We start from the raw sequence: 23,129 nt of genomic DNA, 5'->3' as shown, positions 1-23,129 counted from the left end.
GGGGACCACGCCATGATCCCGCTGCTCGGCATCCCGGTCCAGGTGCTGTTCGGGCAGTTGCTGCTGGGGCTGATCAACGGTTCCTTCTACGCCCTGCTCAGCCTCGGCCTGGCCGTCATCTTCGGCCTGCTCAACGTCATCAACTTCGCCCATGGCGCGCAGTACATGCTGGGCGCCTTCGCCGCCTGGATGCTGCTGAACTTCCTCGGCGTCGGCTACTGGCCGGCGCTGGTGCTGGCGCCGATCGCAGTCGCCGTCACCGGCATCATCCTGGAGAAGCTGTTCCTGTCGCGCCTCTACCGGCTCGACCCGCTCTACGGCCTGCTGCTGACCTTCGGCGTGACCCTGATCCTGGAGGGGCTGTTCCGCAGCCTGTACGGCACCTCGGGCCAGCCCTACAGCCCGCCGGCGATGCTGACCGGCGCGGTCAATCTCGGCTTCATGGTGCTGCCGATCTATCGCGGCTGGGTGGTGCTGGCCTCGATCGTGATCTGCTTCGCCACCTGGTTCGTGATCGAGAAGACCTCGCTGGGCGCCACGCTCCGGGCTGCGACCGAGAACCCGACCCTGGTCCAGGCCTTCGGCATCAACGTGCCGCGGATGATCACCCTGACCTATGCCTTCGGCGTCGGCCTGGCCGGGCTGGCCGGGGTGCTGGCGGCGCCAGTCTACCAGGTCAGCCCGCTGATGGGGTCGAACCTGATCATCGTCGTCTTCGCCGTGGTCGTGATCGGCGGCATGGGGTCGATCCTCGGCGCCATCGTCACCGGCTTCGCGCTCGGCATCTTCGAGGGGCTGACCAAGGTGTTCTACCCGCCGGCCTCGAACATCGTGGTCTTCGTCATCATGGCGCTGGTGCTGCTGGTCCGCCCCGCCGGCCTGTTCGGGCGGGAGCGCTGAGATGGCCCTGATCGAGCGCCAGGCCGGGGAGCTGAACGGGACCAGGATCGCCATCGCCCTGGCGGTCGCGGTGATCGCCCTCGGCGCGCCCTGGCTGCTGTACCCCGTCTTCCTGATGAAGCTGATGTGCTTCGCCCTGTTCGCCTGCGCCTTCAACCTGCTGATCGGCTATGTCGGCCTGCTGTCCTTCGGCCACGCCGCCTTCTTCGGCGGCGCCGCCTATGTCACCGCCCATGCGGCCAAAATCTGGGGCTGGTCGCCGGAGCTGGCGATCCTGGCCGGCACCGCCGCCGCCGCGGCGATGGGGCTGGTGATGGGCTTCCTCGCCATCCGCCGCCAGGGCATCTATTTCGCCATGATCACCCTGGCGCTGTCGCAGATGGTGTTCTTCGTCGCCCTGCAGGCGCCCTTCACCGGCGGCGAGGACGGCATCCAGTCGGTGCCGCAGGCCCGCATGTTCGGCCTGTTCGACCTGTCGGATTCGCTGACCTTCTACTATGTCGTGCTGGCGATCTTCGGCCTCGGCTTCTTCATCATCTGGCGCATCGTCAACTCGCCCTTCGGCCAGATCCTGAAGGCGATCCGCGAGAACGAGCCGCGGGCGATCTCGCTCGGCTACCGGGTCGACGCCTACAAGCTGACCGCCTTCGTCATGTCGGCGACGCTGGCCGGCCTGGCCGGCGGCACCAAGGCGCTGGTGTTCCAGCTGGCCTCGCTGACCGACATCCAGTGGCAGATGTCGGGCGAGGTCATCCTGATGACGCTGCTCGGCGGCATCGGCACGCTGGTCGGCCCGGTGGTCGGCGCCGGGCTGGTGATCGCGATGGAGAACTACCTGGCCGAATCCGCCCTGCCGGTGACGGTGGTGACCGGCGCCATCTTCGTCGTCGTGGTGCTGCTGTTCCGCCGCGGCATCGTCGGCGAGGTCGCCCACTGGCTGCGGCGAAAGGGGTAGCTCCCACGATATTGCTCCGAGAGCAACACTCCGATTGCACCGATAATTGCATCGGACCATTTTGTCCGTACAACCTCGATTGCACGGGCCATGGACCTGACGGTCGCCACCATCCTGGTCGCCTTTGCCGGCGTCTTCCTGATCAGCCTGCTGCGGGGCGCGTTCGGCGGCGGCTTCGCCATCATCGGCATTCCGCTGCTGTCGCTGGTGATGGACCCGGTCACCGCGGGCGGCCTGCTGGCGCCCCTGTTCGTGGCGACGGACCTGGTCGCGCTGCGCTACTGGAAGCCCTCGACCTGGTCGAAGCCGGACCTGGCGCTGCTGCTGCCGGGGCTGGTGGTCGGCATCGGCTGCGGCACCCTGCTGTTCCGCTTCCTCGACCACCGCGCCATCGCCATCGTGATGGCGGCCGTCACCCTGGTCTTCGTCGGCCTGTGGTTCCTCGCCGGCGCGACGGTGACGACCCGGCCGCGGTCGACGCCGAAGGCGATCACGGCCGGCCTCGCCTCGGGCATGACCACCATGGTGGCGCATTCGGGCGGGCCGCCGCTGGCGATGTACCTGCTTCCGCTCGGCCTCAGCAAGGCCGTGTACGCGGGCACGACGAGCCTGTTCTTCACCGTCGGCAACGCCACCAAGGCGGTGCCGTGGCTGCTGCTGGTGCAGCCGACCGGCGAGGTCTGGACCCTGATGGCGCTCTGCCTGCCCGCCATTCCCGCCGGCGTGTGGCTGGGCTGGCGGCTGCACGGCACGCTGGACCAGCGCCAGACCTATCGGGCCTGCTACGGGCTGCTGGTGGTGACGGCGCTGAAGCTGCTGTGGGACGGCGTGTCCGGCTATCTCGCGTGACAGGGAGGGCTGGCTCCCTCCAACGGGCACAGACCTGGATCTGCGCCGTCACCTGAACTCCACTGTCTCAACCGAAGGGGCAGGAGATTGCAATCTCAACCAGGGTCCCGCAATATGGTGTCTCACCGTCTGCGACCCTTGTTTCAAAGCTGTTCCGCGACCAGGCGCTCGTTCTAGCGGTAAGAATTTATACTTGCACGCCGGTGCGCTGAAGGAACGGAAATTGGGTTGGTCTCGTGCCTGTTTCACGCCGGGAGCCGCCGAGGAGTCAAGCATCGCAGCTTTGCCGACCCATCCGATGGACCCAGGGCGCTCTGGCGACACACTCACGTCCCGGGAGGGGCGTGATGGAAGAGGAGTCGAGTAGCATGAACGCGCATTTGAGTCATCGCCGCCGCCGCGTGCCGCTCATCATGGCCCCGGCGATTCTCTGCTCTCTTGCGGCATCGTTGCCGGCCATCGGCGCGCCAAGCGGCACGATGCTCTTCGACGGCGCCGGCTTCGGACCCACGGTCGACGTCGCGATCCAAAGCGCGATCTGGGACGCCGAGGCTTCCGCCGGCGCCAGTCAATTCTACACCTGCGAACTCGCCGGCCAGCCCCAGATCTTCCCGGGCCCCAACCCCGCATTGAACCGCAACTTCACCGCGCAGGTGACGCTCTCCTGTACGTCCTGAGAGACCGTTTGGGCTTCAAGCCGAACCATCGCCGCCTGCTTCAGCGACGACGGAGAACTGCGGGTGGGAGTCCTGGGCCTGTCGGGCATTCACCCTCCGATCGCCCATGTCACCGAAACTCCGTTGTCTCAGTCCAGGGGTGCAGTCCAGTGCTACAGGCCGCCTGGCAGCGAGGTGTTCGGCAGCAGCGAGGTGTTCGGCGCCCCCAGCGTCTGCGCCTGCCGTGGAGCGGGGATCGGGGCCGCCCGGAACGGCGCCAGTTGCGGGGACGGGACGATCCTCATGTGCGGCCGCATGGAGTGGCCGTTGACGATCGGTCGCGAACCGATGCCGCCGGTGCATGAGGTGCCGATGGCATCGGGACTGACGATGCATTGCGCCATGGCGGCCGGTGCGGTCGCGATGGTCAGGCTGGCGGCCAGCGCCAGACGGATCCAGGTGTTCATGTCTGTCATATTTGCAGCGCCCGATCGGCTTCAATTGCCATCGGCGCGCAGTGCGATGTTGCGCCGCGAGGTCGGGAATCGGAGCGGTCTCGCGGCTTTCCGGCGCCCGGAATTCGGTGCAGAATTCAGTGACACCATCGGCAGACGCTCAAAGCGTCTCCGGGGCCGCGAAGATATGCACCGCGTCGCGCAGCATCGAGGCCGCGGTGGGCGTGGGCTCGCGCTCCCACAGCTTGTGGTAGCTGATGCCGTAGATGTCGGTGTGCATCTCGACCGCCATCTCCCAGCCCTTGCACTGGGCCAGGAAGTCGGTGCCGGGAAGGGCGACCGGCGCCACGGCATAGCGCCCGGCCTCGGCGCTGGCGACCAGGCGGATGACGTTCCCCAGCGCCGCCTCGGCCGCGATCCTCTCCGCCGTCACGCCGGCGATGCCCGTGACCTCGATGTCTTCGAGCGCGATGTCGGCGCCGAGCAGGCTGTTGGCGATGATCAGCAGCTTGTTGACCGTGTCCCAGCCGTCGACGTCGAGGGAAGGGTCGGCCTCGGCGATGCCGCGGCGCTGGGCCTCGGCCAGCGCATCGCCATAGGCCGCGCCGGCGGCCATCTCGTCCAGGATGAAGTTGGTGGTGGCGTTGAACACGCCGCGCAGCCGCAGGATCTCGCCCGCGATCATATCGCGCCGCCCGATGTTGAGGACCGGAAGCCCGCCGCAGACCGTGGCGCTGTATTTCAGGCCCGCCCCGGTCCGCCCGGCCGTCTCGTGCAGCTCGCGGAAGGCCAGCACCACCGGGCCCTTGTTCGCCAGCACGACGGAGATGCCCTGCCCCAGCGCCGCCCGCGTCAGCGCCAGCCCCGGCCCGCCGGTCCGCAGGTCGACCGGCGACGCCTCGAACACCAGGTCGATGCCGGCCAGCAGGCTCTCCACCGGAACGGCGCCGCGATAGCCGGCAAGATCCGCGGTAGAGCCCCCGGCTGCCTTGCGGGCGGCGATGTCGGCCGGATCGAATCCGGCGGGGTCGACCGCGACGCCCCGGCTGTCGGCGACCAGGACGATGCGAAAGCCGATCCCGTGATCGCGCTGCAGCACGTCCGCCTTCCCGGCCAGGATCGTGAGCAGGTTCCGGTTGACGCTGCCGAGCCCCATCAGCGCTGCGTTGATCAACATCTCTCGTCCTCGTTCCGGCGCAGAATCGCGGCCGCAGTTTCCAGGTCCCAACCCGTCATGGCGAGCCCCGAAGGGGCGTGGCCATCCAGACTGTCACCGCAGTTGCTGATTGTGGTATAGGGGCCGGATCAGCATCGACGTCCACTGCGCGCCTGACAGGCGAAATTATGAGACATGAAAAATGACCCATCGGAGTTCTCAGCAGCCGAACTCGTAAGCCGAATCCAATCCGCCGACGAAGAGAACGATAGCGACTTCAGATACAGGGCGGGGCGATATCTGATCGGAAGATGGCGGCAGGGACTGGATTTGGAGTCCCTTACCAATCTATTGCATTCTGAGAAATCCGGCGATCGGGCCCTTGGGGCATACTACCTCTGCGAATTGGCCGAGCCGGTCGAAGGCCTGAAGAGTCCCGTGCTGCGGCTTGCGGATGACTCTATTTCTCACTGTCGACGCGCCTTCGTCGAGTTCATGGCGAGCGCGGGATACTACGACGAGCCTATCGGCATTGCCTTGGCAGGATGCCTTCTCGACCTGGAACTCTATGTGAGGGTGTCGGTGTTGAGGTGGGGAATCGGCGCATCCGCCGAGCAGTTCGAGCTCTTCTCCACATTGGTTGAGGCGGGAGCCGGCAGGCGGGTGCCCAGATTTCCCAATCCCCTCAGCAGCGAGTATTGGAATGAATCTCAGCTGAGGCGCGGCATCCGCGGGCTGAACATCGTTCGCCGTATCCGCGCGGGAGAAGGGGTCCCGCAGATCAGAGGTGAGTTTCCGGAGGAAGACAATTTTGTCTTCGACAGCATCAATTTCGTGAGGACGATCAGTGAGCGTGAGTCGGCGTGGAGAGACATGAAGAGACGCCGCGCTGATCGATAGACTGCGGAGATTTATGACGATGAAGCACTCCGGCAGGCCTCCATCCTTGCCCGCTATCAATAAGACCCTCCGGCCGCCCTAGAACAGCCGCGCATCCATCGCGAAAGACTCGGCCGCCATGATCGTGATCCTTGCGGCGGCGGGATGCCGGTGATTGATCAGCACGTTCAGATCCGGCGAACCGTCCAGCGGGACGATCACCGAGGGCACGTGCAACAGCGGCGTGCCAAGCCCGGCATGCCACCGGTCCCCACGCTGTTGCGTCCAGCTCTCGTGACGCCGCCACGAATCCGGCAGGTCGGCGATGGAGATGGTCTCGATGCCGAGGTCGTCCGGAATGTCGTAGCGCACCATCACGAGGGCGGGCAGCAATTCGGGATCCTGGACGTGCACGAGCTTTTCGAGCACGCACAGCGACGGCGACGTCGCGCCATAGGTGACGGCATGTCCGGCGGTGTTCCAGCGTCCGTCGTGGAGCAGGCCGTAGCCGCCGTCGAAAGCCTGGGCATGCCGTTCGCCCGACAGGCGCCACAGCATCATCAGGCAGCGGCGCCCCAGGCGATTTTCGCAAGGATCGTCTCGATGACGCGGGCGCCGGCTTCGGTCCCGGCGATGTCGAGGGGGGTCTCGCCGTTGAGTTCGGCGAGAGGGCGGCGAAGCCAGGTGTTGGCCTTCCCATGATTCCCGAAGGTGTCTTCGGCGATGGTCTGAATCCGAAGGAGCCGTACCGCGCGGTCCGATTCGTCGATGGTCAGGGGCTGCTTCTTCTCCGCCCGGTGCCGGCGCGTGCGCTGCGGTATGACGAACCGCTCGATCTCCTGCTCGGTCAGCCCAGCTTCTGCCAGGCCCCTCAGCGCCACCAGCGGCAGGCGGTCACGAACGGCGAGGGCCAGGTCGGCCTGCGAGCGCACGGTCCGGCCGAGCACGGCCTGTCCGCCCAGCTTGCGGGCCACCTCTTCAACCACGGCGGACATCTGAGGCCTCCTCGAGCTTCGGCAATCTGCCGCATACGTTAGAGGCAACTTGCCGGAATGCAAGAACCACTGTCCGGCTGAGGAATTCAGGATGCGGCGCCCTCCAATCGCGCCAGCTTCCCTGGCGCACCACTGTCACCGCAATTTCCGATGGGGCGCTTTGACAATAGGCCTATTGCGCATTCTGCCTAATCTGCCTAATCTGCCTAATCTGCCCAAAAAGAGGATGAAGGTGAGCACCGTGAAACGTTCGCAAATCGCGCAGCGTGATGCCCTGACGCAGGCGATCGAAAGCAAGGTCCACAGACTGGATATGGCGGCGCTGGTCAAGCTTGCCGTCGAATTGAAGGTGCCCGTTCCGACCGGCGTGAAGGCAGCGCGGGCAGGCACGCGGCCGCATGCGCCGCGTCGACGCGTTCGGGACGAAAAGATCCTGGTGGGCAGTGGCGTGGGGCCTGTGGTCTCGGCGTCGGAAGGGAGCCGGATCCTCGATGCGATGACGGTCGATGACAGCTCTGCGGATTGGGCGGAGAGCGAACTCGTCGGCGCAGGCGAACTCGTCCGGCGGCTCGAAATCTCTCGCGGCACGCTCGACAATTGGCGCAAGGCGCAAAAGATCGTCGCCTTCCGCAAGGGGCTGCGAAATTACATTTATCCGGTTCGACAGTTTGAGCGCTTGAAACCGGTCGAGGGGCTCGATCGTATCGCGCCCCTGTTCTCCTCTTCCGAGGAAGCCTGGGAATGGCTGGTTGCGCCCAACCGCATGACCGACGGAAAGCCCCCCATCGAGACGTTGCGCGAAGGGAAAGTCGCGCTGGTCATCAGCGCGGCGGAGGGGGCGCTCGACTACGCGTGAGACTGATCTCGAAGAAGATTCGCGAGCGGATCATCACCGCCGGTGTCAGCGATTGGCCGCGCATCCTGCCCAGCCGACATCGCTCGACCCCGGCCGGCGCGGGATTTGGATCGAGCCGCTTCTCGAGCCCGTCCCGAACGTTCAAGGTCCTGTACGCGGCCGAGGATTTCGCGACGGCTTTTGCGGAGGCCGTCGTGCGCGACCGCTTCGCGGGCAAAACGCGACGGTATCTCTACCGGCCGCATCTCGATGCGCTGTGCATAACGGCAATCTCGTCCAGCCGCGAGCTGACGTTGCTCGATCTGACCGGCGCAGCCACGTACGAGCTCGGCGTCGACACCGACACAAGTCGCGCGCGCACGCATCAACCCGGACAGGCTTTCTCCGAAGCGCTGCACACCGAGCTGGCCGGGATCGACGGCATTCTCTTCAACTCGCGATTGACCGGCGGGCTGTGCGTCGCCGTCTACGGCCGCGCTCTTGCTGCGCTATCCGGGCAGGCGCCGATTGCCTTGGTGCAGGCGACGCAATTGCCGGTGGAGATCAAGCGGCTCGATATCATCGTCCGGCGCGAGCGCGGCTTTGCGGCACCGTGAGGCAGGCTTTTGGGAACGGCCACGGCAGCTGCTGCCCAGCCCAACCCGTCATGGCGAGCCCCGAAGGGGCGTGGCCATCCAGGCGGCACCGGGCTTCGACGTCTCGGCTCCAGGGAGCATATTGCTTGTTCAAAGGAGTCGAGCCATGCCCCCGACCAGCCGATCCACCGAGTCCGCCATCCCCGCGAAACGCCGGAGCCTCTCCTATCTGGCGGTGTTTCACGCGTCGCCGTGTCTCACCACAGGGGGTCCACTCCAGTCCAAGCGGGAAGCCCGCTAAAAGTGCACCGTCACCGCAAATTCCACGATTCCGCCGCTTCCGCCCGATGCTCTCGTAATATATCGACCATATTCACAGGATACTCCCTTGCTTATTCGGCGAACACGTGGCTTATGAAGCCACGCATTCTCTGAAAGGACATATCCATGACGACACCCTGTCTCTCGGTTCTCACCGCGCGCGGCGTTGACCGCCTTCTATCAGAGGGAGGGTCGCAGGCGTGGCGGTTGAGACCCGACAATGTGAAGAAGGTCCGCTATTGCGTCTGTGTTCAGAACCAGCGCAACGGCCACTGGGGCAGAGCGGATCAGCCGCACCACCATGCATTCATGGTCGGCAGGATCGCCGATGTGGTCCCTTCGCCCGAAGGACACTCCGATAGATATCTCGTCACATTCTCGGAGTATGCGCGCATAGACTACGCGAATGCATGGCCCGGACTGCGTAATCCCGTCCGCTATGCCACCCTGGAGGAGTTCGGCGTCACCGACCCGGACGCTCTGGAATGGCATCCTATGCCGGTCGATCTATTGGATGCGTCGATCGAAGACGCTGAAGATGAGGAGCAAGGAGGGTTCGGGCCGCTGACTATCGCCGAAGCCAAAGCAGGTCTGGCGCTTGGACTCGGCGTCCCGGAGTCCGCCATCGAGATTTCGATTCGTTACTAGGTTAGGTATTTTATCGCGGATCGCGGTAGGGACGCCCATTGCTGAGCGCCCCCCGCACAGATCCGTACGTGCCCGATTAAGGCATACGGCTCCTACCTTGGGTGTTGGCGGTCAAAGGCTAACGCTCGTCGATCAGGTCCGCCGACCACTCCCGCGCGCTGTGCAAGATGCGCAGGATCCTCACCGTGTCGTCCTCGATCTGGTAGATCACGAAATAGGGCGTGCGCCCGACGGTCAACTCACGGGTGCCCTCGACCCGCCCCGGCCGCCCACTATGTGGCAGTTGGAGCAGTGTCAGGACGCGAGCCAGAATCCGCTCATCGACGCGGTCGGCTGCTTGCGGATTGTCGGCTTCGATGTGGTCGTAGATGGCGAGACGATCGGCCTCGGCGGCCGGGCGCCAGGACAGTTTCAAGACTTGCCGGCGGCCAGCTTGCGCCGTGTCTGAGCCCGCCGCGCGGCGAACCTGGCCTCCACCTCCTCATGCGGGATGTCCGGCCGCGGATCGTCGAGCGCCTCCTGTACCTTCGCGCGGACCCATGCGTCATAGGTCGCCGGGTCAACGGCCAGCCCGGCCGGCAGGGCACCTTCATTCGCGACCCGGGTGAGCAGCATCCGCACCGCATCGGACACGGTCAGCCCCATTTCCGCGAGCACCAGCGACGCCTTGTCCCTCAAAGCGGGGTCGATGCGGGTCTGGATCAGTGCACTCGCCACCATGTCGGGCCTCCTGTGCGGCCATATTGTCATTCAAATGCATTACGAGTCAAGCCGGAACCCGTCGGAGGTTCATCCGCGGCCAGCCCCGCTATTCTCCTCGCATGGCAGCCGGGTGCACTGTTACCGCGATTGGGACCGATGCGTCCTATCTTGCAGCGGAGGCGGATTTAGCAAGTGAGCTAACAAGATCAAATATGCCATACCATAGCATGGCGGTCGCGAACAACGCCAATGCGTAAGATATATACTTGACTATTCGCCTATTGTGCTTATGAACATCATAGGATAAGTAGAGCAAAATCAATACAAATATTCGGGCCGCCAACATTACCGTGAGCCCGAGTGCCATGAAGCCACAGCATCCCAGGGCGAATGCGCTGAGGCCGGATTCAGCACCCGATCTCCTAAAGAAATAATAAGTCGAGAAAAGTCCAAATGAGAGCCGAACCATCATTCCAATGAAATCAGAGATCCTTTTCGCTTCATCAAAGCGATAGCTTAAGTTCCTGTCATAATCTTCTTTTGTATGCGATATTACGCTAAATAACAATCGAGTTTTATTGAATTCAACAAGATACCTCCATAGTGCTTTTAATCTGTGAATTATCATGGCTCGTGTGTCCAGGATGACGCAACGCATCGATGGTACAGTATCTTCCCGGTATGTTGTAACGGGGCATGCGCAATAGGGCGGGGTCGGCCTCCTCTCCGACTAACGGTCCATGGCAGCCATCTTGAATGGTCGACCGTCTTCTCCCACGTATAGAAAGCGCAGAAGGGAGGCACAGTATGCTTAAACTTCGCGTACCGCAAAACCCGCGCAACTTAACGAGTTGATTTTACTGAATTTAATCGCACTAGAGCGATCCAGATCAGCGGGATAACCACGACCCGGCGGCAAGCTGCGTGACGACGCAAAAACGGGTGTACAAGGCGTGGCAGCGATTGAAAATCCGTCGTCTGAGGTTGAGGGGCCGATCCTTGGGATCGGCCTTTCTCACCTCTGCACGACCGTCAGCGCGAGGGGCCACGCCCCGCGGCTACACCACATCCCGCAGCATCGCCACCAGCGGCTTATCCGCCGGCGGCATCGGATAATCCCGCAGCTTGTTCGGCGCCACCCAGGCCAGGGTCTGGCCCTCGCGCGGCTGCGGCGTGCCCTGCCAGCGGCGGCAGAGATACAGCGGCATCAGCAGGTGGAAGCGGTCGTAGCGGTGGCTGGCGAAGGTGAAGGGGGCCAGGCAGCTCTCCTCCGTGTCGATCGCCAGCTCCTCGCGCAGCTCGCGGATCAGCGCCGCCTCCGGCGTCTCGCCCGGGTCGACCTTGCCGCCCGGGAACTCCCACAGCCCGGCCATCGACTTGCCCTCGGGCCGCTGCGCGATCAGCACGCGGCCATCGGCATCGACCAGGGCGACGGCGACGACCAGCACCACCGGCAGGGGAGGAAGCGGTTCCTTAGGCGGCATAGATCTTCAGATAATCCTGGCGGCTGAGGGCGAAGAGCGGGCAGGGCACCGCCTGCCCCAGCGCCTTGAACTCGATGGTCCGGACCCCGTCGGTCATCAGCCCGGCCTTGACCAGGACATGGCCCGACGGGGCGTTGTCGGGGTGGTAGGCCGCCTGGATCCGCTCCAGCCGCAGGTCGAGGAAGCCGAAGGCGATCACCGCATGCGCCGCCTCGGTGGCATAGCCCTGGCCCCAGTAGCGCCGGCCGAACCAGTAGCCGAAGCTGCCGACCCGGCCGTTGGTCGCGATCGACAGCCCCATATGGCCGATCACCGCGCCGCTGTCGGGCAGCGTCACCACGAACTGGTAGTCACGGCCGGCGATCCAGCGCTTCTCCGCGGTCCGGATCCAGTCCTCGGCATCGGCGAAGCCATAGGGGAAGGGCACGTCCGACAGCCAGCGCACCACCTCCCAATCGTCCAGCAGATGGGTGATCTCCCCGGCATCGGAGGGGCGGTGACGCCGCAGCCGCAGCCGCTCGGTCTCCAGATCCTCCGGCAGGTCGGTCACGAGTGCACCGGCTCCTGGCCGGAGCGGGCCTTGCCTTCCATCCTCCCCCTCCCCTTGCGGGAGGGGGCAGGGGGAGGGGTATTCGTGCCGCCGGACCAATGCCGAGCGTCACTCCGGCCTGGCAGAGATCCCGGACAGTTTCGGCGGCTCTTGCCGTCAACACCCCCTCCCCCTACCCCCTCCCGCGGGGGGAGGGGGAGGATGAAAAGGGCCATACCCAAAGGGCGGACGCTGTTCCGCAAAGGTCTCACCCGCGCCTGCCCCATCGATCCGCCATCCGCAATTGGGCGCCGAGAGATCGTTCGGAAATGCGCTGGCGTGAGTCGGCTGGTGGTGGTTTCGAGAACCGGCGCGCAGCGGACGTTGAAGTCCGTGAGCACCGGAAGCGCAGAAACCGCCGCCAGACGGCCTCGCCAGTAGCGTTTACGGACGGTCTCTCAGCTGCGGTAATCCGCATTGATCGAAATATAGCCATGCGTGAGGTCGCAGGTCCAGACCGTGGCGTGGCCGCGGCCGATGCCGATATCGACCTCGATTTCGATCGACCGGGTCTTCATATGCGCCGCCACCGGCGCCTCGTCATAGCCGTCGACCACCATGCCGTCGCGCGCCACCTGGACGCCGCCGATGGCGATGCCGAGCTTGTCCCGGTCGGCCGGCTCGCCCGACTTGCCGACCGCCATGACGATGCGGCCCCAATTCGCGTCCTCGCCCGCCACCGCGGTCTTCAGCAGCGGCGAATTGGCGATGGAAAGGCCGATGCGCCGGGCCGAACGGTCCGAGATCGCGCCCTTCACCGCAATGGTGATCAGCTTCTGCGCGCCCTCGCCGTCGCACGCCACCTGGCGCGCCAGGTCGGCGGTCAGCTCGTCCAGCGCCCGCTGGAAATCGGCCAGGTCGGCCGCCCCGGCCGGCACCGGGTTGCCGGCCCGGCCGGTGGCGAACAGCATCAGCGTGTCGCTGGTCGAGGTGTCGCCGTCGACCGTGATGGCGTTGAACGACTGGTCCACCGCCGCCGCCAGCGCCGTCTGCAGCAGCGGCGCCGGGATCGCCGCGTCGGTGAACACGAAGGACAGCATCGTCGCCATGTCCGGCGCGATCATGCCCGAGCCCTTGGCGATGCCGGTCAGGGTCACCGTGGTGCCGCCGATCACAGCATGCCGGGTCGCGCCCTTGGCGAAGGTGTCGGTGGTGCGGATCGCCTCCGCCGCCGCCGCCCAATCATTCGAAGTGGGGGCCTCACCCAGCGCCTGGGCGAGATCCGGCAGGTGCCGGGCGACGCGGTCCTCCGGCAGCGGCTGGCCGATCACGCCGGTGGAGGCAATGAACACCTCCTCCCAGTCGCAGCCGACCTGCTTCGCCGCCGCCACCACCGTGGCCGCCACCGTCTTCACCCCGGCCTGGCCGGTGAAGGCGTTGGCGTTGCCGGCATTCACCACCACCGCCCGCGCCTTGCCCTGGGGCAGCGCCCGGCGGCACCAGTCCACCGGGGCGGAGGGGCAGCGCGAGCGGGTGTAGACGCCCGCCGCGCTGGTGCCGGGGTCGAGGGCGACGAACAGCACGTCCGGCGCCCCCGTCTTCTTCAGCCCGCAGGCGGCGGCGGCCAGCCGCACGCCGGCGATCGGCGCCAGATCCGGCAGCCGCTCGGGCGCGAGCGGCGAACGCGGCAATGCTCCGGCCATGGTCCCCTCCCCCCTCTCGATGCGCCGGTTACTTCGCCGGCGCGGGCGGGGCCGCCGGGTCGGCCGGAGCCGCCGGATCGGCGCCCGGCGCGGCCGGGGCGTCGGTGCTGGGCGGGGGCAGCGGCTTGCCGTCCTGGCCCATGACCACGATCTGGGCGCCCTGCTTCACCTCGGCGATGATCTGCGGCACCAGCTGCTGCGACAGCTGCTCCTCGAGCTGCGGCTTGACCTCGTCCAGCGTCGGCTGCGGCAGGGTGCGCTTGTCCTCGAGCAGGATGACGTGCCAGCCGAACTGGCTCTTCACCGGCGTGGTGGTGAACTTGCCCTTCTCCAGCTTGAAGGCGGCGTCGGCGAATTCCGGCACCATCTGCTCCTTGGCGAACCAGCCCAGGTCGCCGCCCGAATCCTTGCCGGACGGGTCGGTGGTGTTGGCGTTGGCCAACTCCTCGAACTTGGCGCCGCCCTCCAGCTTCTTGATCAGGTCCTTGGCCTTGTCCTCGCTGTCCACCAGGATATGGCGGGCCTTGACCTGGTCCTGCGCCGGGTTGTCGGCCAGGTACTTCTTGTACGCCTCCTGGATGGCCTGGTCGGTGACCTTGGCCTTGATCTGGCGCTGCAGCCAGATGTCCTGGATGATCCGGCGCTCGGCCGTCGCCAGGCGCTCCTTGACCTCGGGGTCGGCCTGCAGGCCGGCATCGATGCCCTTCTGCGCCACCAGGCGGGCGGTCGCCACCTGCTCGGCCATCAGCGGCACCAGCATCTCGACCGGCATCTGCCGGTACTGCTGCGGCAGGCTGTTGATCGCCTCCAGCACCTCGGAGCGCAGGATCGGCTGGCCGTTGACCGTGGCCGCGACCGGATCATCGGGCTTGGCGGCCTGGTCAGCCGGGGCGGCGGCGGCCGGGGCCTCGGCGGGCTTCGCCGCATCCTGGGCCAGGACCGGACCGCCCAGCAGCGTGAGGGCAGCCGCGCCGGCGAGCAGGCGGAGGGCGAGGGAAGACATCAAACGCGTCCTTTCAGATCCTGTGGGACGAGTGGCGCCTCGGCCGAAAAGGCCGGCATCCGGTCATGGGATCGCGGCGGCGCCAGCTGCGCGACGTGGCCGACAGGTAAAGCACAGGGCGGAAGCAGGCACAAGCGGACCAAGGACCGCTGTCATCAAAGCTTCATCCAGTCGTCACGGGCGCGACACGCGGCAAATCCTAGAAGACGGGCGGCTTCCCGGCGCCGCCATCGCGGCTTGCCGATCCGAAGTGACAAAGAATTAAGGAGGGGTTCATGCCGTTCCGTCCTGCTCTTGCGGCCCTGCTGCTGTCGGTCGCGATCCTGCCGGCCGCGCAGGCCGCCGAGACCATCACCAGCTACACCAGCAGCGACCCGAAGCTGGCGCTCGGCAGCATCTCGGTGCCCGGCGGCAAGACCCGCGAGCTGAATGTCGGCATCGGCAGCGGCGCCGGCCGCCGCGCCGGCGACCCGCCGATGACCTTCTGGACCATCTCCGACCGCGGCGCCAACTTCACCTGCGGCGACGTCAAGGACGTGTTCGGGGTCGACGGCAAGACCATCTGCGGCGACCTCAAGGGCGCCCGCATCTATCCGCAGCCGGATTATTCGCCGACGATCTACCGGATCACGCTGCAGGATGGCGGCACCTACACGGTCGACACCGTGCTGCCGCTGCGCGACGGCGACGGCAAGCCGGTCAACGGCCTGTTGAACCCGCTGACCCACGCCTCGACCGAGCAGCCGATCGACCTGTCGGGCAAGACGCTCGAGCAGAACCCGGACGCGGTCGATGCCGAGTCGGTGGTGCCGATGGCCGATGGCAGCTTCTGGGTGTCGGAGGAGAACGGCCCGTCGCTGCTGCATGTCGCGGCCGACGGCAAGATCCTGCGCCGGCTGGTGCCGCAGGGCACCGAGGACGACTTCAAGGGCGCGCATTACCCGGTCGATGGCGGCCTGCCGGCGGTGCTGGCCAAGCGCTTCCTCAACCGCGGCCTGGAATCGCTGGCGATCACCCCGGACAACAAGCGCCTGGCCACCATCATCCAGAACCCGCTCGCCAACCCGGACGCCGACACCTACCGGGCCTCGAAGAACGCCCGGCTCTGGACCCTCGACCCGGCGACGCTCGCGGTCACCGGCGAATACGTCTATACGCTCGATGATCCGCAGAGCTTCCGGCTGGACCCGTCGGACAAGCAGAACGACCCGCGCATCAGCGAGATGATGGGCCTCGGCCCCGACCGCTTCCTGGTGCTGGAGCGCACCGAGGGCACCACCAAGCTGTATGAGGTGTCGCTGGCCGGCGCCACCGACGTCCACGGCACCGCCTGGGACGACCTCAAGACCTCGCCCAGCCTGGAGGCCAGCAAGGACCTGGCCGCCGCGAAGATCGTGCCGGTGACCAAGACGCTGCGCTTCGACAGCGCCGACCACCCCGAGGTGCCGGTCAAGATCGAGGGCCTGGCCTTGACCGGCGACGGGTCGCTGCTGATGATCAACGACAGCGATTTCGGCATCACCGGCCAGACCACGCGACCGGTCATCCTGAAGGGCAGCGCCATCGCCGCCGACCCGGCGAGCTGACCGGTCAGGCCCGGCCATTGGCAGGGCCGGGCCCTTCCGCTATGGTGCCGCGCCGCGTTGAAAGCCGCGTGGTGCGGCCCCAATTCAAGGGGGAGTGCGGCCGCGTGCTCTCCCTGCCCAAGTCGAGGTTTCGATGTTCGGTGCGCTTGCCCGAAAGCTGTTCGGTTCGTCCAACGATCGCTTCGTCCAACAGCTGATCACCGGTCCGGTCGTCCAGGCCAATGCCCTGGAGCCCCAGGTCCAGGCGCTCAGCGACGACCAGCTTCAGGCCAGGACCCAGGAGTTCCGCGCCCGGCTGGACCAGGGCGAGGCGCTGGACGCGCTGCTGCCGGAGGCCTTCGCCACCGTGCGCGAGGCGGCCAGGCGGGTGCTCGGCCAGCGCCATTACGACGTCCAGCTGGTCGGCGGCCTGGTGCTGCACCAGGGCAAGATCGCCGAGATGAAGACCGGCGAAGGCAAGACCCTGGTCGCCACCCTCGCCGTCTATCTCAACGCCCTGGCCGGCAAGGGCGTGCATGTCGTCACCGTCAACGACTACCTGGCCCAGCGCGACAGCGAGTGGATGGGGCGGATCTACCGCTTCCTCGGCCTCACCGTCGGCTGCATCGTCCATGGCTTGGATGACAATGAACGCCGCCAGGCGTATGGCTGCGACATCACCTACGGCACCAACAACGAGTTCGGCTTCGACTATCTGCGCGACAACATGAAGTTCCGGCTCGAGGACATGGTCCAGCGGCCGTTCAACTACGCCATCGTCGACGAGGTCGATTCGATCCTGATCGACGAGGCGCGGACGCCGCTGATCATCTCCGGCCCGGCGCAGGATTCGTCGGAGATGTACATGCGGGTCGACCGGCTGATCCCGAGCCTGGTCGCGGTCGAGGACTACGAGCACGACGAGAAGCAGCGCACCGTCGCCCTGACCGAGGCCGGCCAGGTCAAGATCGAGCAGCTGCTGATCGAGAACGGCCTCTTGCAGGGCGACAACCTCTACGACATCCACAACGTCAACCAAGTGCATCACGTGACCCAGGCGCTGCGCGCCCACGTCATGTTCCAGCTCGACCGGGACTACATCGTCAAGGACGACAAGGTCGTCATCATCGACGAATTCACCGGCCGCATGATGGAGGGCCGGCGCTATTCCGAGGGCCTGCACCAGGCGATCGAGGCCAAGGAGCGGGTCGAGATCCAGCGCGAGAACCAGACCCTCGCCTCGATCACCTTCCAGAACTATTTCCGGCTCTATCCGAAGCTGGCCGGCATGACCGGCACGGCCCAGACCGAGGCGGCAGAATTCGGCGAGATCTACAACCTCGAGGTGGTCGAGATCCCGACCAACGTCCCGGTCATCCGCAAGGACGAGGACGACGAGGTCTACCGCACCGTCCGCGAGAAGTACGACGCCATCGTCACCCTGATCCGCGAGTGCAACGCCCGGCAGCAGCCGGTGCTGGTGGGCACCGTGTCGATCGAGAAGTCGGAGACGCTGGCGGCGCTGCTGCAGCGCGAGAAGATCCCGCACAACGTGCTGAACGCCCGCTTCCACGAGCAGGAAGCCTATATCGTCGCCCAGGCCGGCCGGCCCGGCGCGGTGACCATCGCCACCAACATGGCCGGCCGCGGCACCGACATCCAGCTCGGCGGCAATGTCGAGATGCGGGTCGCGCTCGAGCTTGCCGGCATCGACGACCCGGCGGCGCGCGAACAGCGCGAGGCCGAGATCCGGGCGGAGGTGGCGAAGAACAGGGAGATCGTGCTGGCGGCCGGCGGCCTCTACGTCGTCGGCACCGAGCGGCATGAGAGCCGCCGCATCGACAACCAGCTGCGCGGCCGCTCCGGCCGCCAGGGCGATCCCGGCGGATCGAAGTTCTTCCTGTCGCTGGAAGACGACCTGATGCGGATCTTCGCCTCCGAGCGGCTGGACGGCATCCTGCGCCGCTTCGGCCTGAAGGAAGGCGAGGCGATCATCCACCCCTGGATCAACCGGGCGCTGGAGAAGGCGCAGGAGAAGGTCGAGGCGCGCAACTTCGACATCCGCAAGAACCTGCTGCGCTTCGACAACGTGATGAACGACCAGCGCAAGGTGATCTACGAGCAGCGGCGCGAGATCATGCAGGCCGCGGACGCCACCGCCATGGTCGCCGACATGCGGCAGGAGGTGGTGGCCGGCATGGTCGCCCGCGCCATCCCCGAGAACAGCTACGCCGAGAAGTGGAACATCGACGGGCTGCACGAGGAGGCGCTGCGCATCTTCGGCCTGGACCTGCCGGTGCAGGAATGGGGCAAGGAAGAGGGCATCGCCGACCGCGAGATCGAGGAGCGCATCCAGCACGCGGTCGACGCCAAGATGGCCGCCAAGGTCGAGGCCTATGGCGCCGAGATCATGCAGATGGCCGAGAAGAGCCTGCTGCTGCAGATCCTGGACCAGAGCTGGAAGGACCACCTGCTGACGCTGGACCATCTGCGCCAGGGCATCAACCTGCGCGCCTATGCCCAGCGCGACCCGCTGCGCGAGTACCAGGCCGAGGCGTTCAACCTGTTCGAGCAGATGCTGGCCGGCCTGCGCGAGAACGTCACCCAGGTGCTGGCGCAGGTCGAGCTGCGCGTCACCCGGCCGGAGGATGTCGAGGCCCAGCAGCGCGCGGCGATGCAGCGCGAGATGCACGAAAGCCGCTTCGACCCGGCGCTGGGTCTGCCGGAGCCGGCGATGGCCACCGCCGACGGCGCGGTGGCGGCGGCCAGCGCGGCCTTCGCCCTCAATCCGGACTGGGCCCACACCCCGCGCAACGCCCCCTGCCCCTGCGGCTCGGGCAAGAAGTTCAAGCACTGCCACGGCTCGGTGGCGTAAGCCCCACGGTACGGTAGACGGATCGGCAAGGCCGGCGGCGAATCCCATCGCCGCCGGCCTTTGCTTTTGCCAAGCTGCCGCTACCGAAGTGGGAGCGGACCCTGATGACTGTGGCCCTGACCAGGCGAGCCGACATCACCCTCGACGTGGTGCGCCGCGTCGCCTGGCAGGGCGAAGGCGTGCGCATCACCGAGGCGGCGCTGGCCCGGATCTCGGAGTGCCGCGCCGCCTTCCTGCGGCTGATCGACACCGACCCGGACCTCGTGATCTACGGCGTGACCACGGCGATGGGCGAGCTGGCCGACCGGCGGCTGCGGCCGGAGGAGCGCGACCGCCACGCCCGGATCAAGGCCTTCGCCGCCGCCACCGCCTTCGGCGACCCGCTGCCGGAGCGGGTGGTGCGCGGCATCGTGCTGGCCCGGCTGGCCAATTTCCTGGAGGGCCATGCCGCCACCACGCCGCGGATCGCGCTGGCCGTCGCCGCCATGCTGGACGGCGGCCCGCTGCCGCCGGTGCCAGCCGGCGGCCAGGGCGGGGCCGGCGAGATCCTGGCGCTCTACCCGCTGTTCGCCGCGCTCAGCGCGCGCTTTGACCTCGAGGTCAAGGAGCGCGGGTCGCTGATCAACGGGTCGCCATGTGCCGCGGCGCTGCTGGCCGATTCGGCCCTGGCGGCGCGCAACCGGATCCGGCTGGCGGAGAGCGTCTTCGCCCTGTCGATCGAGGCCTTCCGGGCGCCGCTGGAGCATTACGATTCGGCGCTGGACACGCTGTGGGGCGACGCGCACGACGCCGCGGCGCTGCGCAACCTGCGCGCGCTCCTGCACGGCGCCGGCGACGGGCGGCGCGGCTATCAGGCCCCGGTCAGCTACCGCATCGTGCCGCGGCTGCTGGGCCAGGCGCATCGCGCCCTGGCGGCGGCGGAGCGCGCGGCCGCGGTGTCGCTGGCCGCGGCCTCGGACAACCCGGTCTATATCCCGCCCGACGAGGCCGGGCCGGACCATCCCGACGGCCGCTGCCTCAGCACCGGCGGCTACCACAACGCCATGGCGGCGCCGGCGCTGGACGATTTGGCCGCGATCTGGGCGGATCTCTGCCTGCTTTGCGACCGCCACAGCTCGAAGCTCCTGGCCGGTCGGGTGTCGCAGCTGCCCGACCTGCTGATGGTCGGGCGCGACCCCAGCGACAGCGACGGCCATGGCAGCCTGGGCTATGTGCCGATGGCGGTGACAGGCTACCTGGAGCAGGCCAAGGCGGCGGCGCAGCGCACCTTCCTGCCCGGCACCGAGGCCGCCGGCGCCGGCCAGGACGACGTCGCCGCCCCGGCCGTCCTGGCCTGGGCCAAGGAGGAGCGCGCCGGCCGCTGCCTGGACGCGGCGCTGGCGATGCTTTCGGTGATCGCGTCCCAGGCCCTGCACGTCACCGGCCGCGCGGCCCTGCCGGCGCTGCGGCCCCTGGTCGACGAGGTGTGCAGCCTGGTGCCGCCGGTGGCGGAGGACCGGGTGCTGGGCCCCGAGCTCGGCCGCCTCGCCGAGAGGTTCACGCAGCGGGTGTTCGCGGTGGAGAGTTAGGGAGGAAAGCAGACGCATACATCTGAGACGGGTCCATCCCTGTTGTGTTGCCTGGGTAGGCTTCCCACATTCGGATGGAGTACGACGTGCGCCCGTAAGGTTCCCGGACCCGAAATACTGCTGACAGCGTCTGCTGGTAGGCCACAGATCCGGGCAGGTTTGCCAACGCGTCGTACTCGCTTCAGATGGCGTCGCAGCTTGGCATCCAAACGCTATTGGCTAATCGAAGGGTATGAAGGAACTCGCCTCATTTATGAGAGAAAAGTTCCATTGAGTATGTTTTCGGATAAAAAGATGATCGTCCTGCTCCAGCGCTTGGCTTCCCGGCATCTTGATTGTAACGAAATAGTGAATTCCACATGCTCGCGGCGCAATCGATCCTATGCGCCATTGCTTGAGCCACGAGTCGAGTTCGCCAAACGTTACATCGTCACGGTGGGCGACAATCCACACTATATCGCCAGCTCATGGGCAGCCGAAGAGATTGGCCTACCCCTTTAGCGACGCGTCGCAGCCAGAGCCTGATCGATCGCCGCGTCGAGGGTGTCCTGGTCGACATCCGCATTGGCTGCCTTGGTCTGGGCTGCCGTCAGCTCCAGGATATGGGCGCGCACCGCCTCCTCGACGAAGCGCGACAGGTCGCCCTTGCGGCCGCCGCCCTGGCTGGCGAGGAACTGGCGCAGGGCGATGTCGGTGGATTGCGAGACGACGAGATTCCAGCGGGTGGCGGACATCGTGCCCTCCTGACAAACACATATACACATAAGCACCTAAGCACCGATCCGCAAATCCGAATGGCGAATTTATCCCGCTCGGCGGGAGGCTGATGGTCATTGCCACATCACCCATGGACCCATGGCCATCACGACGATCGTCGCCGACGAGCCCGAGGGGCTGGCCGACGACCTGCCTCCCCAATGCCGCGTCGTCGCCCCTGACGACCTGCTGGACGGGCGCCACCTGCCGCAACCCGGCAGCATCGTGGTCAATCTGTGCCGCGACCAGCGCCCCCTTTCCTTCGGATATTACGTCTCCTTGATCGCCGAGGCGCGCGGCTATGCCGCGATCCCGACCGCGGCGGCGCTGGCCGACCAGGCCGACGACCGGCTGGTCCGCAGCCGCTTCGCGCCGGTCGACCACGCCCTCGCCGCGCTACGCCGCCAGGGCGCGCGCCTGGTCCTGCCGCGCCGCCTGTTCGTGGCGCTGGGCCGCTGCAACAAGCCGCATCTGCAGGAGGTCGCCGAGGCGGCCTATGAGGCGTTCGGCCTACCGCTGATGACCTTGCAGATCGATCCGAGCCGAGCACAACTGCTGCAGGCGGTGCCGGAGCCGCTGGCCGGGCTGGATCCGCGCCAGCGGCGCCTGCTGCGCGCCGCGCTGGAGCGGCTGGCCGGCACCCCGCCGACGCCGCGCCCGTTTCGCCGCGCCCCGAAGCTTGCCGTGCTGCTGAATCCGGACGATCCGCTGCCGCCGTCCAAGCCCAGCACCATCGTCCGGCTGCGCGACGTGGCGTCGTCGATGGGCATCGACACCGAATGCCTCGGCCATCGCGACCTGCCCCGGCTGGGCGGCTTCGACGCGCTGCTGATCCGCGAGACCACGGCGCTGCAGACGCCGAGCTACATCTTCGCCGAGACCGCGACGCAGCTGGGCCTGCCGGCGATCGACGACCCGGTGTCGATCCTGCGCTGCTGCAACAAGGTGTTCCTGCACGAGCGGCTGAAGGCCGAAGGTGTGGCGCAGCCGCGCACCCTGGCGGTGCGGGCCGACACGCTGGCCGCCGCCGGCGAGGCGCTGGGCTTTCCGCTGGTGCTGAAGGTGCCGGACGGCGCCTGCTCACGCGGCGTGGTCCGGGTCGACACCCCGGCCGAGCTGCCGGTGGCGGGGCGCCGGCTGCTGCGCCGGTCGCGCCTGATCCTGGCGCAGGAATACCTCTACACCGAGTTCGACTGGCGCATCGGCGTGCTGGCCGGCCAGCCGCTGTTCGCCTGCCGCTACGGCATGGTGCGCGGCCATTGGCAGATCTTCCGCCACGACGGCGACGGAAGCAGCGAGGAGGGCGCGACCGAGCCGGTGCCGCTCGACGCCGTGCCGCCCGCGGTGCTGTCGGCCGCGCTGGCCGCCGCCGCGCTGATCGGCACCGGCCTCTACGGCGTCGACCTGAAGGAGACGGCGCAGGGCCCGGTGGTGATCGAGGTCAACGACAACCCGAACATCGATGTCGGGCTGGAGGATGCCTGCCTGGGCGACGCGCTGTACGAGCGGTTGCTCGGGCACTTCCTGGAGCGGATCGAGGCCGGCGAGGAGCGGGCGGCCGTGCCGGCCCGGGCCGCGGGGTCGATCTGGTAGTCGCGGCGCGGCGCCAGGCGCCCGAAGAGCCCGCCCGCTCTTGATTTAAAGCCGTCATCGCGAGGCGCATAGCGCCGTGGCGATCCAGTGGCCGATGCCGCTGGAT

23 protein-coding genes are annotated in these 23,129 nt (G+C 67.0%); 12 read left to right on the top strand and 11 right to left on the bottom strand.

Annotated elements, in window-relative coordinates; genetic code table 11:
* Positions 1–12 precede the first annotated feature (12 nt).
* The 4 genes from ACTOWL_RS29315 to ACTOWL_RS29300 all read left to right on the top strand — a co-directional run bounded on the left by ACTOWL_RS29315 (position 13) and on the right by ACTOWL_RS29300 (position 3,381).
* A complete protein-coding gene (locus ACTOWL_RS29315) occupies positions 13–900 on the top strand; it encodes a branched-chain amino acid ABC transporter permease (protein ID WP_441324825.1) in 888 nt (295 codons plus the stop codon).
* A gap of 1 nt (position 901) precedes the next feature.
* On the top strand, positions 902–1,855 hold the full coding sequence (locus ACTOWL_RS29310; protein ID WP_441324824.1) for a branched-chain amino acid ABC transporter permease: 954 nt from the start codon (positions 902–904) through the stop codon (positions 1,853–1,855).
* 90 nt (positions 1,856–1,945) lie between these two features.
* Positions 1,946–2,704, top strand: coding sequence for a sulfite exporter TauE/SafE family protein (locus tag ACTOWL_RS29305; protein WP_441324823.1), 759 nt, complete (start codon positions 1,946–1,948; stop codon positions 2,702–2,704).
* Between the two features lie 347 nt (positions 2,705–3,051).
* Positions 3,052–3,381, top strand: a complete 330-nt coding sequence (locus ACTOWL_RS29300) for a hypothetical protein (RefSeq protein ID WP_441324822.1) — start codon at positions 3,052–3,054, stop codon at positions 3,379–3,381.
* Positions 3,382–3,533: 152 nt separating this feature from the next.
* On the opposite strand, the gene ACTOWL_RS29295 is transcribed toward ACTOWL_RS29300, so the two are convergent.
* Positions 3,534–3,827 (bottom strand): hypothetical protein, encoded by a 294-nt coding sequence (locus ACTOWL_RS29295; RefSeq protein ID WP_441324821.1) that lies wholly within the window; start codon positions 3,825–3,827, stop codon positions 3,534–3,536.
* Positions 3,828–3,975: 148 nt separating this feature from the next.
* Entirely contained in the window at positions 3,976–4,992 is a 1,017-nt protein-coding gene (locus tag ACTOWL_RS29290; protein WP_441324820.1) for a homoserine dehydrogenase, read from the bottom strand.
* Positions 4,993–5,409: 417 nt separating this feature from the next.
* Between ACTOWL_RS29290 and ACTOWL_RS29285 the strand changes: the two genes are divergently transcribed.
* A complete protein-coding gene (locus tag ACTOWL_RS29285; RefSeq protein ID WP_441324819.1) occupies positions 5,410–5,871 on the top strand; it encodes a hypothetical protein in 462 nt (153 codons plus the stop codon).
* Positions 5,872–5,949: 78 nt separating this feature from the next.
* On the opposite strand, the gene ACTOWL_RS29280 is transcribed toward ACTOWL_RS29285, so the two are convergent.
* Together ACTOWL_RS29280 and ACTOWL_RS29275 are read right to left on the bottom strand one after the other, a co-directional pair.
* Positions 5,950–6,411: an RES family NAD+ phosphorylase gene (locus ACTOWL_RS29280; protein WP_441324818.1), complete on the bottom strand. Its 462-nt coding sequence runs from the start codon at positions 6,409–6,411 to the stop codon at positions 5,950–5,952.
* Positions 6,411–6,845: an antitoxin Xre/MbcA/ParS toxin-binding domain-containing protein gene (locus tag ACTOWL_RS29275; RefSeq protein ID WP_441324817.1), complete on the bottom strand. Its 435-nt coding sequence runs from the start codon at positions 6,843–6,845 to the stop codon at positions 6,411–6,413. The genes ACTOWL_RS29280 and ACTOWL_RS29275 overlap by 1 nt, the downstream gene beginning before the upstream one ends.
* 232 nt (positions 6,846–7,077) lie before the next feature.
* Here ACTOWL_RS29275 and ACTOWL_RS29270 point away from each other — a divergent pair, with 232 nt between their 5' ends.
* From ACTOWL_RS29270 to ACTOWL_RS29260, 3 genes are all read left to right on the top strand, one after another.
* Complete coding sequence (locus tag ACTOWL_RS29270) at positions 7,078–7,701, top strand: antitoxin Xre/MbcA/ParS-like domain-containing protein (protein WP_441324816.1); 624 nt, start codon at positions 7,078–7,080, stop codon at positions 7,699–7,701.
* Entirely contained in the window at positions 7,698–8,297 is a 600-nt protein-coding gene (locus ACTOWL_RS29265; protein WP_441324815.1) for an RES family NAD+ phosphorylase, read from the top strand. The genes ACTOWL_RS29270 and ACTOWL_RS29265 overlap by 4 nt, the downstream gene beginning before the upstream one ends.
* Before the next feature lie 426 nt (positions 8,298–8,723).
* A complete protein-coding gene (locus ACTOWL_RS29260) occupies positions 8,724–9,245 on the top strand; it encodes a hypothetical protein (protein ID WP_441324814.1) in 522 nt (173 codons plus the stop codon).
* 118 nt (positions 9,246–9,363) lie between these two features.
* Here the strand turns inward: ACTOWL_RS29260 and ACTOWL_RS29255 are convergent, their stop codons facing one another.
* The 6 genes from ACTOWL_RS29255 to ACTOWL_RS29230 form a co-directional block, all read right to left on the bottom strand.
* A complete protein-coding gene (locus ACTOWL_RS29255) occupies positions 9,364–9,660 on the bottom strand; it encodes a type II toxin-antitoxin system RelE/ParE family toxin (protein WP_441324813.1) in 297 nt (98 codons plus the stop codon).
* A complete protein-coding gene (gene relB / locus ACTOWL_RS29250; protein ID WP_441324812.1) occupies positions 9,657–9,965 on the bottom strand; it encodes a type II toxin-antitoxin system RelB family antitoxin in 309 nt (102 codons plus the stop codon). The genes ACTOWL_RS29255 and relB overlap by 4 nt, the downstream gene beginning before the upstream one ends.
* 1,040 nt (positions 9,966–11,005) lie before the next feature.
* Positions 11,006–11,431, bottom strand: coding sequence for an 8-oxo-dGTP diphosphatase MutT (mutT, locus tag ACTOWL_RS29245; RefSeq protein WP_441324811.1), 426 nt, complete (start codon positions 11,429–11,431; stop codon positions 11,006–11,008).
* On the bottom strand, positions 11,421–11,981 hold the full coding sequence (locus ACTOWL_RS29240; protein WP_441324810.1) for a GNAT family N-acetyltransferase: 561 nt from the start codon (positions 11,979–11,981) through the stop codon (positions 11,421–11,423). The genes mutT and ACTOWL_RS29240 overlap by 11 nt, the downstream gene beginning before the upstream one ends.
* Positions 11,982–12,418: 437 nt before the next feature.
* Positions 12,419–13,663 carry a bifunctional glutamate N-acetyltransferase/amino-acid acetyltransferase ArgJ gene (argJ, locus tag ACTOWL_RS29235; RefSeq protein WP_441324809.1) on the bottom strand — a complete coding sequence of 415 codons (1,245 nt, stop codon included), beginning with the start codon at positions 13,661–13,663 and terminating at the stop codon, positions 12,419–12,421.
* A 28-nt stretch (positions 13,664–13,691) separates the two neighbouring features.
* The gene (locus tag ACTOWL_RS29230; protein ID WP_441324808.1) at positions 13,692–14,666 is read right to left on the bottom strand and encodes a peptidylprolyl isomerase; all 975 of its coding nucleotides are present in this window, start codon (positions 14,664–14,666) and stop codon (positions 13,692–13,694) included.
* A 275-nt stretch (positions 14,667–14,941) separates the two neighbouring features.
* Between ACTOWL_RS29230 and ACTOWL_RS29225 the strand changes: the two genes are divergently transcribed.
* From ACTOWL_RS29225 to ACTOWL_RS29215, 3 genes are all read left to right on the top strand, one after another.
* Positions 14,942–16,252 (top strand): esterase-like activity of phytase family protein, encoded by a 1,311-nt coding sequence (locus ACTOWL_RS29225; RefSeq protein WP_441324807.1) that lies wholly within the window; start codon positions 14,942–14,944, stop codon positions 16,250–16,252.
* A gap of 133 nt (positions 16,253–16,385) precedes the next feature.
* Positions 16,386–19,106, top strand: coding sequence for a preprotein translocase subunit SecA (gene secA / locus ACTOWL_RS29220; protein WP_441324806.1), 2,721 nt, complete (start codon positions 16,386–16,388; stop codon positions 19,104–19,106).
* A gap of 104 nt (positions 19,107–19,210) precedes the next feature.
* Positions 19,211–20,674, top strand: a complete 1,464-nt coding sequence (locus ACTOWL_RS29215; RefSeq protein ID WP_441324805.1) for an aromatic amino acid lyase — start codon at positions 19,211–19,213, stop codon at positions 20,672–20,674.
* Between the two features lie 497 nt (positions 20,675–21,171).
* On the opposite strand, the gene ACTOWL_RS29210 is transcribed toward ACTOWL_RS29215, so the two are convergent.
* Positions 21,172–21,408, bottom strand: coding sequence for a ribbon-helix-helix domain-containing protein (locus ACTOWL_RS29210; RefSeq protein WP_441324804.1), 237 nt, complete (start codon positions 21,406–21,408; stop codon positions 21,172–21,174).
* Positions 21,409–21,529: 121 nt separating this feature from the next.
* Between ACTOWL_RS29210 and ACTOWL_RS29205 the strand changes: the two genes are divergently transcribed.
* Positions 21,530–23,023 carry a RimK-like ATPgrasp N-terminal domain-containing protein gene (locus tag ACTOWL_RS29205; RefSeq protein ID WP_441324803.1) on the top strand — a complete coding sequence of 498 codons (1,494 nt, stop codon included), beginning with the start codon at positions 21,530–21,532 and terminating at the stop codon, positions 23,021–23,023.
* The last annotated feature ends 106 nt before the right edge of the window (positions 23,024–23,129 follow it).

It is taken from the genome of Inquilinus sp. CA228, from assembly GCF_052078665.1.
In the GTDB taxonomy this organism is placed as follows: Bacteria; Pseudomonadota; Alphaproteobacteria; order DSM-16000; family Inquilinaceae; genus Inquilinus.
The sequence above is the reverse complement of the archived record's forward strand: the minus strand, read 5'-3'. Positions and strand labels throughout refer to the sequence as shown.

Bases quoted from the DNA above. Each gene is read 5' to 3' on its own strand.
- ACTOWL_RS29290 (WP_441324820.1), bottom strand. From the start codon at position 4,992: ATGTTGATCAACGCAGCGCTGATGGGGCTCGGCAGCGTCAACCGGAAC.
- secA (WP_441324806.1), top strand. From the start codon at position 16,386: ATGTTCGGTGCGCTTGCCCGAAAGCTGTTCGGTTCGTCCAACGATCGC.
- ACTOWL_RS29225 (WP_441324807.1), top strand. From the start codon at position 14,942: ATGCCGTTCCGTCCTGCTCTTGCGGCCCTGCTGCTGTCGGTCGCGATC.
- ACTOWL_RS29215 (WP_441324805.1), top strand. From the start codon at position 19,211: ATGACTGTGGCCCTGACCAGGCGAGCCGACATCACCCTCGACGTGGTG.
- relB (WP_441324812.1), bottom strand. From the start codon at position 9,965: ATGGTGGCGAGTGCACTGATCCAGACCCGCATCGACCCCGCTTTGAGG.
- ACTOWL_RS29275 (WP_441324817.1), bottom strand. From the start codon at position 6,845: ATGTCCGCCGTGGTTGAAGAGGTGGCCCGCAAGCTGGGCGGACAGGCC.
- ACTOWL_RS29295 (WP_441324821.1), bottom strand. From the start codon at position 3,827: ATGAACACCTGGATCCGTCTGGCGCTGGCCGCCAGCCTGACCATCGCG.
- mutT (WP_441324811.1), bottom strand. From the start codon at position 11,431: ATGCCGCCTAAGGAACCGCTTCCTCCCCTGCCGGTGGTGCTGGTCGTC.
- ACTOWL_RS29305 (WP_441324823.1), top strand. From the start codon at position 1,946: ATGGACCTGACGGTCGCCACCATCCTGGTCGCCTTTGCCGGCGTCTTC.
- ACTOWL_RS29205 (WP_441324803.1), top strand. From the start codon at position 21,530: ATGGCCATCACGACGATCGTCGCCGACGAGCCCGAGGGGCTGGCCGAC.
- ACTOWL_RS29210 (WP_441324804.1), bottom strand. From the start codon at position 21,408: ATGTCCGCCACCCGCTGGAATCTCGTCGTCTCGCAATCCACCGACATC.
- ACTOWL_RS29280 (WP_441324818.1), bottom strand. From the start codon at position 6,411: ATGATGCTGTGGCGCCTGTCGGGCGAACGGCATGCCCAGGCTTTCGAC.
- ACTOWL_RS29300 (WP_441324822.1), top strand. From the start codon at position 3,052: ATGGAAGAGGAGTCGAGTAGCATGAACGCGCATTTGAGTCATCGCCGC.
- ACTOWL_RS29310 (WP_441324824.1), top strand. From the start codon at position 902: ATGGCCCTGATCGAGCGCCAGGCCGGGGAGCTGAACGGGACCAGGATC.
- argJ (WP_441324809.1), bottom strand. From the start codon at position 13,663: ATGGCCGGAGCATTGCCGCGTTCGCCGCTCGCGCCCGAGCGGCTGCCG.
- ACTOWL_RS29230 (WP_441324808.1), bottom strand. From the start codon at position 14,666: ATGTCTTCCCTCGCCCTCCGCCTGCTCGCCGGCGCGGCTGCCCTCACG.
- ACTOWL_RS29315 (WP_441324825.1), top strand. From the start codon at position 13: ATGATCCCGCTGCTCGGCATCCCGGTCCAGGTGCTGTTCGGGCAGTTG.
- ACTOWL_RS29260 (WP_441324814.1), top strand. From the start codon at position 8,724: ATGACGACACCCTGTCTCTCGGTTCTCACCGCGCGCGGCGTTGACCGC.